This window comes from Nonomuraea rubra (assembly GCF_014207985.1).
GTDB classification, from domain to species: Bacteria; Actinomycetota; Actinomycetes; order Streptosporangiales; family Streptosporangiaceae; genus Nonomuraea; species Nonomuraea rubra.
On record NZ_JACHMI010000001.1, the window covers coordinates 12340604 to 12352433 of the forward strand.

Consider the following 11830-nt stretch of genomic DNA (forward strand, 5'->3'; position numbering starts at 1 on the left):
ACTGGGGGTCCGTACATGCCGAACGCCACGCCGTACCCGCCTCAGGGCCGGTACGGGGCGCGCCCACGCCTCGGCCACCGAGCCGCCCGGCCCCTCGCCATCGCCTTCCTCGCCCTGTCCCTCATCCCCCTCACCGCCGGCCCCGCCCTGAGCGCCACCGGAACGGGCGCGAGCACCGGCACCCTCGCAGACTCCCGCACCACCCCACAGACAGCACGACCGTCGGTTGCCTCCCCCCAGCGGCGCGTGGCCCTCATCGGCGTCCCCGGCCTCCAGTGGAGCGACCTCGACGAGACCAGAACCCCGAACCTGTGGCGCCTGGTCGCCGAGGGCGCCTCGGCCTCCCTCTCCACCCGGGCCGTCCCGCCCCCGGATCGCGGCATCACCTGCCCCACAGCCGGCTGGCTGACCGTCTCGGCAGGCCAGCGAGCCGGCGTGGAGGGCAAGGGCTGCCAGGCGCCTCCCACTCCCCAGCCGACCGGCCAGGGCGCCACGATCCCGAACTGGCGCGCCCTGTCGGCGTACCAGGCGGAGACCGGCTACGACGCCAGGCTCGGCACGCTGGGCCAGCTCGTCGCGGACAGCGGCGGCAAGACCGCCGCGATCGGCCCGGGCGCCGCCCTGGCCGCAGCCGACAAGTCCGGAAATATCACCAAATACGCCCCAACCCTCGACACCCTGGGCGACCCCACCCCCTACAACCTGATCGTCCTCGACGCCGCCGACCTCGCCAACGCCTGGGCCGAGCAACCCCTCGACGAGTACGGCGTCCCCACCCCCCTCTCCACAACCGCCCGCCAGACGGCGGTGACGCAGGCGGACCAGCAGATCGGCACCCTGATCGGCCGGCTCCCCACCGGCACCACCGTCCTGCTGGCAGGCATCTCCGACGTGACCCCGAACGCCCACCTCCACGTCGCCATCGCCACCGGCCCCTCCCCGGACGGCCGCCCGTTCCCCCATGGCCACCTCACCGCGACCTCCACCCGCCAGGACGCCCTTGTCGCGATCACCGATCTCACCGCCACCACCATCCAGCTCCTCGGTCTCCCCGCGGCCCGCGAGGTGGTCGGCCGCCCCTGGCAACCCGGCGGCCCCGCCCCCGCCACCACGTCCGAGACGGTGACGGAGCTCGCGGACGGAGACCTCGCCAGCCAGGTCCTGCGCGACGTGCGCGGCCCGTTCTTCGCCGTCCTGGTCACGGTCCAGCTCCTCTTCTACGCCTTCGCCGCCCTCGCCCTACGCCGCCGCACCCCCAAGCAGCACGTGAGCGGCATGCGGGACGCGAGCGCCACGCACCATGCGAGCACCTCCAAGCTGCTCAGGTCCGTCCAGATCGTCGCGGTGATCAGCGGCTCCATCGCCGTGTCCACGTTCCTGGCCCAGCTCGTGCCCTGGTGGACCCTGCCGGTGCCGATGTTGTCGGTGATCCTCACGATCCTCGCCATCGCCGGTCTCATCACCGCCGTCGCCTTCGCCGGCCCGTGGCGGACACATGTGCTGGGCCCCCTCACCACCGTCGCCGCCATCACCTCGCTCGCCCTCCTCATCGACGTCATGACCGGCTCGACGCTCCAGGTGAACGCCGTCACCGGCTACGAGCCCGTGACCGGAGGACGTTTCTACGGCTTCAGCAACATCGCCTTCGCCATCTGCGCCACGGGCACCGTCCTCGGGCTCGCCGGGATCGCTCAGTGGCTGCTCGGCAAGGGGGTGTCCAGGGTCGTGGTCGTCGCGTTGTGCACGTTGTACGGGGGATTCGCGGTCTTCGCGGACGGGTGGCCGTCGTGGGGAGCGGACTTCGGCGGCGTTCCGGCGTTCGTGGTCGGTCTGGCCGTCTTCCTGATGTTGCTGTCGGGCAAGCGGGTGTCGTTGCCGAGGCTCGTCGTGGTGGGCCTGGTGGGGGCCGCGATCGTGGGTGCTCTGTCGGTCGTCGACTGGTTGCGGCCGGAGACCCAGCGGACCCACCTGGGCAACTTCGTGCAGCAGATCATCGACGGCCAGGCGTGGACCGTCGTCGCACGCAAGTTCGGCGCCATGATCGGGGTGACCGTGGGGAACTGGTCGCTGACCCTCCTCTCGCTGGTCGCGCTGGCCTTCCTGTTCCTGGTGCTGGCCCGGCCCTCGCGCTGGGGCGCCGCCGCACTGGGCCTGGCCTACCAGCAGGCGCCGGCGTTCAGGGCGGGCCTGTTCGGCGCCCTCACGTGCGCCTTCGTCGGTTTCCTGATGAACGACTCCGGCATCGCCATCCCCGCCATGGCCCTGACGGTGGCCGTGCCGCTGACGCTCGCGGCCTGCGTACGTGCCCTGCAGCTCGCCACGCCCACACCAGGAGGGCAGCGGTCAGAGCCAGCAGCACCCAGGCGAGCTGAGGCCTGACCACCTTGCTGAGCCAGCCGAGATCGGCCGGCACCCCCTCCACCCTGGCAGGCAGGTACGCCAGCGACAGGACCAGCAGGTGCACGACCACGAACGTGTCCAGGGCGGAGGCCGCGACCAGCGCCAGCAGCCCGAACGCCAGCCCGTCGTACCAGGGCAGGATGTACGGCGTGGCGAACAGGTAGGCCACCACCAGCCCGACCGCCACAACGGGCGCCTCCAGCCCGCCACCAGGCCCCGCACCGCCATACCCCGGGCTGCCAGGCCCCCCGCTGCCATGGCCTGCGTCGCCATGGCCTCCGCCCAGCAGGCCTCTGCGTGCGGCCAGGCGGAGGAGCGCCCAGGCGGTGAGCGCCAGCAGCAGGAGGGAGCCGATCTGGATCTCTCCCCGGTACGCGCTTCCGGTGCCCACGAGCGACTGGAGCCAGCCCTGGACCAGCTTCCAGGGGGACGCATGGGAGATCGCCTTGCTCGTACGGGTCATCGGCCCGATCGCCTCGGGACCGACGATCGCGTACCCGACGACCACCACCACGACCGCGCACCCCGCCATGAGGGCCAGGCGGGCGGGGCGTCGTCGCAGCTCCCACGCCGGCCCGAGAGCCACCAGGCCGGCGTTGACCTTGACCGCGACCCCCAGCCCCAGCAGGGCGCCCGCGCCGACGGGGCGGCTCCTGGCCAGGAGCGCGGCCACCATGCAGGCGATGGCGAGGGTGTCGACGTGCATGCCCGCGACGAGTTGGTAGAGCAGGAGGGGGTTGGCCGTCCAGAGCAGGGCCGCTCGGAGGCGTCTGGTGGGGTCGTCCCTGGTGAAGCGGTCGATGAGCAGGGCCGTCGCGATGAACGCGGCGGCGTTGACGAGGGCCAGGACGAACATCGTCAGCTTGAGCGAGTCGCCGCCGATCCAGCTCGCCAGTGCCTGTACGGCCGTGGCCACCGGGCCGTAGACGCTCGGCTCCTCGCGCCAGGGCTCCTCCACGGCGTCCGCGATCGGGTCGCCCGGGAGGTGGACGGCGCCGTGGGTGTACGGGTTGAGGCCGAGTGTCACCATCCGGCCGTATGCGGCGTAGTTGAGGTGGTCGCCGGAGCCTGAGGGAGGCAGGAACGCCAGGATGCCTGCGGCGAGGCAGCCGAGGAGGACGAGCCGTCGCGGGTCGGGCAGTCGCCGCAGGCCGAGCGGCGCTCGAAGGGCGAGGAGTGCGGCAAGCAGGCCGAGGCCGCCGAGGATGATGGCGGCCGCCGCCAGGGCGATCACCAGGTGTGGCTCGGGATCGACGCCCAGGGAGAAGGGCGGGAGCCAGGCCGGGCCGCCCAGCCCGGGCACCATCGGCGACGGCCCCAGGAGGCCGATGGTGATCGTCAGCAGGATCGAGACGCAGATCGCCGCCGTGGCGGCCCCTGCGGGCCGGCCCCGCGCCTCATGGCGATGCGTCCGCGAAGTCACCGGGAAATTCCAGCACACTCGCGAGGGGCCTTCCGACGAAGCAGGGCCACCTGTGGACAGCCGGCCGAGGCGTCCAGGCAGAGCACGGCCACTTGTGGACAGCCGGCCGAGGCGTCCAGAAAGAGCACAGCCGCCTGTGGAAGACAGCCGGACACCCTCCGGCGAAGAAGCACAGTCACCTGCGGAACCCGGTTACGGGAGCCGGATCACTCGCCGGTCAGCCCGTCCACCGACTCGCGGATCAGGTCGGCGTGGCCGTTGTGCCGCGCGTACTCCTCGATCATGTGCACGAGGATCCACCGCACGCTGACCCGCCGCCCATCGGCCCAGGCGCGCCGGGACATCCGCCCCACCCCCCCGTCCGCCAGCGCCTCGTCGAGCAGGAGGCGGGAGCGGGAGACGGCGTCCTGCCAGAGGTCGCGCAGTTCCTCGGGCGTGTCCCCGGCGGCCGAGTGCCAGTCCCAGTCGGGGTCGCTCTTCCAGTCGACCGTCGCCCACAGGGGCTGGCCCTCGCGGTCGTGCAGGTGCCGGGAGAACCAGTAGTCCTCCACGTACGCCAGGTGCTTGAGCATCCCGCCGAGCGTCATCGACGACACCCCGACGGTGGCCTTGAACCCGGCCGCGTCCAGCCCGGCGCACTTCCAGGTGAGGGTGGCGCGGTGGAACTCCAGGTAACCCACGAGGGTGGCGAGCTCGTCGCCGTCGAGGGGAGGCTCCGGACGGCCCTGCTCGTCGATGTCAGGCATGCCGGAATTGTAGGGGCGGTACGGGCGCGTCGTCAGCGTCGATGCCGGAGCTTGTCGAGGTTCTGTACGACCACGGGCTCCCGCACCGCCAGCGCCCGGGCCACGTCCCGCAACTGCCGGGCCCGGTGCAGCTGTGCCCGCCAGTCGGTCCCCGTGGCCCGATGTGCCATGTCCACCTCGACCTCGACGACGCGGTACCTCTTGCGCAGCAGGTCGATGGTCAGCGCCGTCTCCACCCCGAACCCGTGTGCCAGCGGCCGCGCCGCCTCGAACGCGGCCCGGGTGAGGCAACGTTGCCCGTTGAGCGGCTGGGCCGGGTCGAAGCCGGTGGCGCGGCGGATGCCCTCCCTGGACAGCCGTACGACTAAGCCGTGCCCTCCGAGCTTCACCCTCGTGGTGAACACGGCGATCGTCATGTCCGCCTCACCCTCCCGTACGGGCGTGATGAGGGGCGCCGCGGCCTGGGCCGTCGCGCCGAGGTCGGCGTCGAGGAAGAGGAGGTGGCGCGGGGTGGTGTCCTCGTCGAGGAGGCGTACGGCCTCGGCGCCCGTCTCCATGGCGGCGGCCTTGCCGCGGTTGCGGCTGTGACGCACCACCCGGGCCCCGGCGGCGCGGGCCACCCGGCCGGTCTGGTCGGTCGAGCCGTCGTCCACGACCACGACGAGGTCGACGCCGGGCAGGGCCGCGGCGGCCTCGACGGTGGCCGCGATGCGATCGGCCTCGTTGACGGCGGGAATGATGACCGCCGTGTCGCCACTCACCGGTCATCGCCTCCACACCGAAAGCACACGTGGCCCGTGGTGTCCCCCTCACCGGTCATCGCCTCCGTGGCGACGTACGAACCCGTCATGAGCCCTCTGCGATGAGGAACTCCTGCGGCACCTCATCATGCACGGTGAACACCGAGTCGAGCCCCGTGACCTGCAGGATCTTGCGTACGGCGGGACGCGGCGCGGCCACCTCCAGCGCCCCTCCCTGCTCTTTCATCCGCTTGAGCGCCGAGAGCAGCACGTTCATCCCCGTGGAGTCGCAGAAATCCACGGCGGACATGTCGATGACCACCCGGCTGGGCCCGTCCTGCAGCAGCCGAGTGAACTCGGACTGCAGGTGGGGTGCCGTATAGAGGTCGATTTCTCCGGTGATGGCAACAAGTGCGCACCCGGCATGTGATCGAGTCGAGACCTTGAGCTCCACATGGGCAGGCTAGCGGCGCGAGCGCTTCCGGTCACGTTGTCACGCCGATAGGGGAACCACAGGTTTTTGTCCTCCGTTTGGGCTCCATGAAAACGGAGAGTACGCGAAGCTTGACAGCGTGACACGGGAACCGCCACCGCTTCGTGGAGAAGGAGGGGCTGGGGCACGACCGACGGGCCCCGCATCGATGAAAGCAGAGAAACCCGAAGACGCTCAGCGCCAGGGGCTTCGAGAACGCCTGGAGTCCATCCAAATCAGCACAGAGAAGGCGACGTCATGGCATGACCAAGCGGGGCGCCTGCGCGGCCTGGTGAACCACGAAGGCTACGTCCCCATCCGCACCCGGCTCGCGATCGAGGACCTGGAGTTCCTCGCCGAGGCGCGCACCGAGTTGCTCAGGTTCTCGGAGCTCGGGCTCAGGTTGCTCGACCTCCATCAGCCGCGGGACGCGGGGGGCATCACGAGCGACACCGCCCACCCGATACTGCGGTGCCGGAGCTGCATGTGGCGCTGGCCGTGCCCGACGTTCCGGGCGATGGCCGAGTCGTTCGGCGAGCCCCGGGACCTGCCGGAGAGCGCCTGAAAGAGGGCTTGAAAGAGGGGACGTCAACTGCCGACCAGGGGCAGCCGGATCTCGAACCGGCACCCCGGCCCGTCGTTGACCACCTCGATCACCCCGTCGTGCGCCTCGACGATCCCTTGCGCGATGGCCAGCCCGAGCCCGGCCCCTCCGTCAGCGGTAGGGGTACGAGCCGCCTCCCCCCGGAAGGCCACCTCGAACACCCGCGGCAGGTCCTCCTCGGGAATCCCCCCGCAACAGTCCGTGACCGACAGACAGGCCATCCCCGAGGAGTCCACCTCGGCCCGCAGCACCACGGTCTGGTCGGACGGCGTGTGCCTGATGGCGTTGACCACCAGGTTCCCCAGGGCCCGGCCGAGGGCTCCGGCGTCGGCCTCCACGGGCACGGCGGCCGACGCCTCGGCCGTGAGCACCACGCCCTTGGCCCTGGCCAGCGGCTCCGCGCCGGCCAGCGTGTCGGCGACCAGGTCCGCGAGCCCGATCCTGGCCCGCGACAGCCGCAGCGCCCCCGCGTGGATGCGTGACAGCTCGAACAGGTCGTCCACCATGGCGGACAGCCGCTCGACCTCCAGCTTGATCTGCCCGTGGTAGCGCGCGACCGTCTCCGGGTCGGACACCACCCCGTCCTCCAGCGCCTCGGCCATGGCCCGCATCCCGGCCAGCGGCGTACGCAGGTCGTGGCTCACCCAGGCGACGAGCTCGCGCCTGGCGCCCTCCAGGGCCTGCTCCCGCGCGTACGCCTCCTCCAGGGTGTTCGCGATCGTCTGCAGCTCGGCGGGCAGCCCACGGGGGGCCGTGAACGGCGCGACCCGTACGGCCTCCACCAGCCGCCTGCTCTCCCCGACCACCCGCCTGGCCAGCACGAACGCCACCCCCAGTCCCACCAGCCCGCCCACGGCCACCACGCTCAGCACGAAGTCCTTGGTCGCCCCCTCGATGATCATCTTGTTGATGATCGCCACGACGCCGGCCAGCGTGGCCGTCACGGCGACCACCACGACCACGGCCAGCATCGCCCCGATCGACCTGGTACGCAGCCGCCACATCAGCCAGATGCCCGAGAGCGCGATCAGCAGCCCCAGCCCGGCGGTGACCGCCACGATCATGGGCAGGTCGCCCGGCCGGGGCATCAGGCCTCGTCCATGGGCTCGTACCGGTAGCCGACCCCCCACACCGTGACGATCCTGCGCGGCTCGGTCGGGTCGGGCTCGATCTTCTCCCGCAGCCGCCGCACGTGCACGGTCACGGTCGAGGAGTCGCCGAACGACCACCCCCACACCTGGTTCAGCAGCGCCGACCGGCTGAACGCCTGCCGGGGGTTGCGCATGAGGTGCGCCAGCAGGTCGAACTCGCGGGCCGTCAGCAGCACCTCCTCGCCCCGCAGCCGCACCTCGTGGGCCCCCACGTCCACCACCAGGTCCCCGTCACGCAGCACCCCGGTGCCCCCGGTGACCGAGGCCCCGCGCGCCCGCCGCAGCACCGACTGCACGCGCAGCGCCAGCTCTCGCGGGCTGAACGGCTTGGTCACGTAGTCGTCGGCGCCGGTCTCGAGCCCGACCACGCGGTCGATCTCCTCGCCGAGCGCGGTCAGCATGATCACCGGGACGGGCCAGCGCTCCCTGAGCTTCCTGCACACCTGGAGCCCGTCGAGCTTGGGCAGCATCAGGTCGAGCACCATGAGGTCGGGCGGCCGGGCCAGCGCCCTGCGCAGCGCCTCGGCCCCGTCGCCGACGCACTCGACCTCGTGCCCGTCACGCTCCAGATAGCGCGCCACGACCTCGGACACGGTCGGATCGTCGTCCACCACCAGGATGCGTGTGTTCACCCCTCAACGGTACGGCCGGGCGGTCCGGGAGTGATGTACGCGTCATCGCTTCGTAAGGCTCGCGGATCATGCCCCGAGGACGTACGGTGGCCCCATGGGTAGAGTCGTGATGCTCGTCATAGGGACCTTGCTGGGTCTCTTCGTGCTGTTCAATTTCCTGCTGCCGATGCTGGCAGGCCTGATCAAGCTCGCTCTGATCATCGGCGTCATCGCGGTCCTCGTCTTCGTGGCCGTCGCCGTGGTGGGCAAGTCGTCCCGCTCCCACTGACGCTCGATGCAGTTCCTGTTCGATCCGTGGCTGGTGGGGATCACCATGGTGGCGATCCTGCTGCTGGCCACGTGGGCGGCCACGTTGCTGCCCATCCTCAGCGGGGAGCCGCCGAGCTTCCCGCTGTCCTACGCGCGCCGCACGGCCTTCCAGCGGCAGCGTGACCCCGACGCGGCCGGCCGGTCGCGTCCACGAGCGCCTTAGGCGTGCCCCGCTTCCACGTCATGTCACGTCAAGCGGGGCTCTCTCGACCTCGAGCGAGCCCGGACATTCCCCTACGAGGAAACAGGGCTCATGATCGATTCTCTAGTCACGTTCGTCATCGGCATGTCCGGCGGCAGTGCCGCGCTCGGGATCGTGCTGTTCACGCTGGCCGTACGGCTCCTGCTGCTGCCGCTCAACGTCCGCCAGGCCCGTACCATGAAGATCCGCGAGAGGCTCGCGCCCAAGCTGCGCGAGCTGCAGAAACGGCATGCACGTAACCCGGAGCGGCTGTCCAGGGAGCTGAGCGCGCTCTACGCCAAGGAGGGCACCTCGCCGTTCGCCGGGTTCCTGCCGATGCTGGCGCAGTTGCCGTTCATGTGGCTGATGTACAGCGTCGCCACGCATCCGACCGCGCTCGTCGGTCACCAGCTTTTCGGGGCACCGCTGGGGCAGCAGGTCGCGGGGGTGATCGCTAATTACGGTCTGGTCAGCGCACCATTTTTGGTCTTTGTATTGGTCATCGTGCTGGTCGCAGCGGCGGCATGGCTGTCCGCCAGGCAGATGAAGATCGCCGAGGAGCAGCCGGAGCTGATGAAGAGGATCATGCGACTGCTGCCGTACGGCTCGGTGCTGGCCGTGCTCTTCCTGCCCCTGGCCGCGGGGCTCTACCTGCTCGTCTCGCAGGCATGGGCCGTCACCGAACGAGCAGTGCTCAACAGCAGGCTCCAGCCTGCCTAACTGACCTCTCGCAGGGCCGCCACCTGCCCGTTCATCGACTGGCTCGGAGCGGGCAGGATGGCCCAGACGGTCGTCGTGTCACCGTCGTGCCTGACCCCCCAGCTCTCCGCCACGTACTCCACGATGCCCAGCCCCCGGCCCCCGAGTGAGGACAGGGTCGGGCGGCCTGCCCGTGGCTCGGTGGCCGCTCCCCCGTCGCTCACCGCCACTTCGATGTGATCGTCGCTGCGCAGCCAGGCGACCCTCACCATGCCCGACGGCAGCGGATGCGCGTGCCGCAGCGCGTTGCTCAGCAACTCGCTCACCACCAGCACGGCATCGTCGATCGCGGCGGCAAAGACCCCACTGTCCTGCAGGTCAGTGCTCAGACGCTGGCGGGCGACGGCAACGCTGGACGGCGCGTACGGCAGCAGCACCACGCTTGACACACCCACCTCCCCGTTACCTGTGCCCCCCGCGGGAACACTCCCCGGTACGACCGAAATGCCCCGTTACTCGATCCCAGAAACCGCATCTCGATCACAGCTTGTACACATTGGACGATAGATCAGCTCAACTGTGACCACCTCGTTACCGCATCGGTGTGTCGGATCGGATAGGGGCAGCACACCTGAGTACGAGTCGCATTCTGGTGCCCCCTTCCGGCCTCGGATGCGCGCTGACATCTCCCCCCTGTGCCCTGGCGAGGCTGCGGACGATGTAGAGACCGAGCCCTACTCCACCAAACCGTCTCCGGTCGCCGCTGTCCACCTGGACGAAGCGCTCAAAGATCCGCTCCCGGTCAGGCGGGGCGATTCCGACTCCCTCGTCGTCGACGACCACGACCACGTTGTCCTCCTCCGGCCAGGCCCCGACGCTGATCAGCCCGCCCCTGGGCGAGTACTTGAACGCGTTCTCCAGGAGCTGGCCGAGGATGATGTCGGTGGCCAGCGCGTCGCCCAGCACGTACGGCAGCCCCTCGGCCAGGTCCACCTCCACCCGGTGCCTGTCCGACAGCGCGGGCAGCCCCAGAGTGGCCCCCTCGATCCGCTCGGCCAGGTCGAACTCCTCGATCCGCACCTTCAGCTCGTCGGCCCCCGCCCTGGCCCCCAGCAGCAGGTGGTCCATCAGCTCGCCCAGCGACCTGGCCCGCTCGGCGATCGTGTGCACGGCCGAGCGGCGCTCGGGATCGTTCATCTTGTCCCAGCGCGAGTCGAGCGTGCTGGCGAACCCCCGCACGATCGTGATCGGCGTACGAAGCTCGTGGCTGGTCGTGGCCAGGAACAGGTCCTTGGCCTCCTCCAGCTCCTTGGCCGCGGTCACGTCGCGGAAGTCCACGACGACCTCGCCCGTCTCCTCGATCTGGGCGCTGACCACGTCCAGCCACCGCCCGTTGTCGAGCTGGAAGGTGCCCTTCTCACCCGCCCCCGGCACCGGGAACGGCGGCGGCCCGCCGATGACGGACTCGCCGGGCAGCGCGGTCAGCTCGGCCGCGGCCGGGTTCCAGCGCACGACGCGCCCGGCCTGGTCGAGCAGGGCGATGCCGTCGGCGCTGGCGTCGAACACCGCCCGCTCGTGCGCCCGCTGCCGCACCGCCTCCTGGTAGGCCACCGCGTTGCCGACGGCGATGCCCGCGTGCCCGGCCAGCAGCTCCAGCAGTTCCAGCTCCAGATGGCCCGGCGTCCGGTTCGCGAACAGCGCGTAGAGCGCGCCGTACGGCCGCCCGCCCACGGCGGCCAGCCCCAGCGCGATCGTGTGCAGCCCGCTCAGCCGGGCCCACACCAGGTCGTCCAGCCCGTGGGACTCCAGCAGCACGGTCTTCCCGGTGCGTAAAAGTTTGTCCACCAGGCTCGTCCGCAGCTCGGTGGTGGTGCCCCTGATCGAGGCCGGCAGCTGGTACGTGCTGACCAGGCGCAGCCGTTCGCCCTCGATGAGCACGAACCCGCCCGCGTCCGCGCCGGTGAGCTCGGTGAGGCTGGCCGAGATCCGGTCCAGCACGGCCGACAGCTCCAGCTCGGAGTTGATGTCGCCGACCACGTCGGTGAGCCGGCGCACGAGCCTGGCCCGGCGGGCCACCCGCTCCCTGGCCACGTGGTCGGCCAGCGCCGGGTGGTAGACGCACACGTAGCCGCCCACGGCGCTGCCCAGGCGCAACGCGCTGATGTCCACCCGCAGGTCGAGCAGGGTGCCGTTGCTGTGCAGGCGCCTGGTGCGCAGCGAGACGGGCTCGCCGGTGCGTACCCGCTCCAGGGCGGCGGTGTGCTCGGTGGTCAGCTCGTCCGGCACGATGGGCGCCCTGCGCCCGACCACCTCCTCCGCGCTCCACCCGAACACCCGCTCCGCCGCGGCGTTCCAGACCAGCACGCTCTGGTCCCTGTCGAGCGCCACGACGGCGTTGGGTGAGCTGGCGAGCGCAGCGCGTGCGATCTCATCGTCACTACCGGCCCATTCGTCCCCCACTACTCCATAGTGC

Annotated in this window: 12 protein-coding genes and 1 pseudogene; 5 read left to right on the forward strand and 8 right to left on the reverse strand. The window is 70.9% G+C overall.

What is annotated here, in order from left to right:
- The first annotated feature begins 15 nt into the window (after positions 1 to 15).
- A complete protein-coding gene (locus HD593_RS63065; protein WP_246547296.1) occupies positions 16 to 2379 on the forward strand; it encodes a hypothetical protein in 2364 nt (787 codons plus the stop codon).
- A gap of 328 nt (positions 2380 to 2707) precedes the next feature.
- Here HD593_RS63065 and mptB read toward each other — a convergent pair.
- The 4 genes and pseudogenes from mptB to HD593_RS57225 all read right to left on the reverse strand — a co-directional run.
- A pseudogene (mptB, locus tag HD593_RS63070) lies at positions 2708 to 3706 on the reverse strand (polyprenol phosphomannose-dependent alpha 1,6 mannosyltransferase MptB); the annotation flags it as partial.
- Between the two features lie 323 nt (positions 3707 to 4029).
- Positions 4030 to 4569, reverse strand: a complete 540-nt coding sequence (locus HD593_RS57215) for a DinB family protein (RefSeq protein ID WP_185111197.1) — start codon at positions 4567 to 4569, stop codon at positions 4030 to 4032.
- Positions 4570 to 4601: 32 nt separating this feature from the next.
- Positions 4602 to 5330 carry a glycosyltransferase family 2 protein gene (locus tag HD593_RS57220; protein WP_185111198.1) on the reverse strand — a complete coding sequence of 243 codons (729 nt, stop codon included), beginning with the start codon at positions 5328 to 5330 and terminating at the stop codon, positions 4602 to 4604.
- A gap of 85 nt (positions 5331 to 5415) precedes the next feature.
- Positions 5416 to 5763, reverse strand: coding sequence for an STAS domain-containing protein (locus HD593_RS57225; RefSeq protein WP_148443648.1), 348 nt, complete (start codon positions 5761 to 5763; stop codon positions 5416 to 5418).
- A 310-nt stretch (positions 5764 to 6073) separates the two neighbouring features.
- On the opposite strand from HD593_RS57225, the gene HD593_RS57230 reads away from it, so the two are divergent.
- Positions 6074 to 6346 (forward strand): hypothetical protein, encoded by a 273-nt coding sequence (locus HD593_RS57230; protein ID WP_246547298.1) that lies wholly within the window; start codon positions 6074 to 6076, stop codon positions 6344 to 6346.
- A gap of 23 nt (positions 6347 to 6369) precedes the next feature.
- Here the strand turns inward: HD593_RS57230 and HD593_RS57235 are convergent, their stop codons facing one another.
- A complete protein-coding gene (locus HD593_RS57235; RefSeq protein WP_185111200.1) occupies positions 6370 to 7473 on the reverse strand; it encodes a sensor histidine kinase in 1104 nt (367 codons plus the stop codon).
- Positions 7473 to 8168 (reverse strand): response regulator transcription factor, encoded by a 696-nt coding sequence (locus tag HD593_RS57240; protein WP_185111201.1) that lies wholly within the window; start codon positions 8166 to 8168, stop codon positions 7473 to 7475. The genes HD593_RS57235 and HD593_RS57240 overlap by 1 nt, the downstream gene beginning before the upstream one ends.
- Before the next feature lie 94 nt (positions 8169 to 8262).
- On the opposite strand from HD593_RS57240, the gene HD593_RS57245 reads away from it, so the two are divergent.
- From HD593_RS57245 to HD593_RS57255, 3 genes are all read left to right on the forward strand, one after another.
- On the forward strand, positions 8263 to 8436 hold the full coding sequence (locus HD593_RS57245) for a hypothetical protein (protein WP_155128785.1): 174 nt from the start codon (positions 8263 to 8265) through the stop codon (positions 8434 to 8436).
- Positions 8437 to 8442: 6 nt separating this feature from the next.
- The gene (locus tag HD593_RS57250) at positions 8443 to 8640 is read left to right on the forward strand and encodes a DUF6412 domain-containing protein (protein WP_185112787.1); all 198 of its coding nucleotides are present in this window, start codon (positions 8443 to 8445) and stop codon (positions 8638 to 8640) included.
- A 90-nt stretch (positions 8641 to 8730) separates the two neighbouring features.
- Positions 8731 to 9378 carry a YidC/Oxa1 family membrane protein insertase gene (locus tag HD593_RS57255; protein WP_185111202.1) on the forward strand — a complete coding sequence of 216 codons (648 nt, stop codon included), beginning with the start codon at positions 8731 to 8733 and terminating at the stop codon, positions 9376 to 9378.
- Here HD593_RS57255 and HD593_RS57260 read toward each other — a convergent pair.
- Together HD593_RS57260 and HD593_RS57265 are read right to left on the reverse strand one after the other, a co-directional pair.
- Positions 9375 to 9806 (reverse strand): ATP-binding protein, encoded by a 432-nt coding sequence (locus tag HD593_RS57260; protein WP_230465692.1) that lies wholly within the window; start codon positions 9804 to 9806, stop codon positions 9375 to 9377. The two genes, HD593_RS57255 and HD593_RS57260, sit on opposite strands and share 4 nt — an antisense overlap.
- Before the next feature lie 142 nt (positions 9807 to 9948).
- A complete protein-coding gene (locus tag HD593_RS57265; RefSeq protein ID WP_312904405.1) occupies positions 9949 to 11817 on the reverse strand; it encodes a PAS domain-containing sensor histidine kinase in 1869 nt (622 codons plus the stop codon).
- Positions 11818 to 11830: the final 13 nt, after the last annotated feature.

Bases quoted from the DNA above. Each gene is read 5' to 3' on its own strand.
- HD593_RS57250 (WP_185112787.1), top strand. From the start codon at position 8,443: ATGCAGTTCCTGTTCGATCCGTGGCTGGTGGGGATCACCATGGTGGCG.
- HD593_RS57215 (WP_185111197.1), bottom strand. From the start codon at position 4,569: ATGCCTGACATCGACGAGCAGGGCCGTCCGGAGCCTCCCCTCGACGGC.
- HD593_RS57255 (WP_185111202.1), top strand. From the start codon at position 8,731: ATGATCGATTCTCTAGTCACGTTCGTCATCGGCATGTCCGGCGGCAGT.
- HD593_RS57245 (WP_155128785.1), top strand. From the start codon at position 8,263: ATGGGTAGAGTCGTGATGCTCGTCATAGGGACCTTGCTGGGTCTCTTC.
- HD593_RS63065 (WP_246547296.1), top strand. From the start codon at position 16: ATGCCGAACGCCACGCCGTACCCGCCTCAGGGCCGGTACGGGGCGCGC.
- HD593_RS57235 (WP_185111200.1), bottom strand. From the start codon at position 7,473: ATGCCCCGGCCGGGCGACCTGCCCATGATCGTGGCGGTCACCGCCGGG.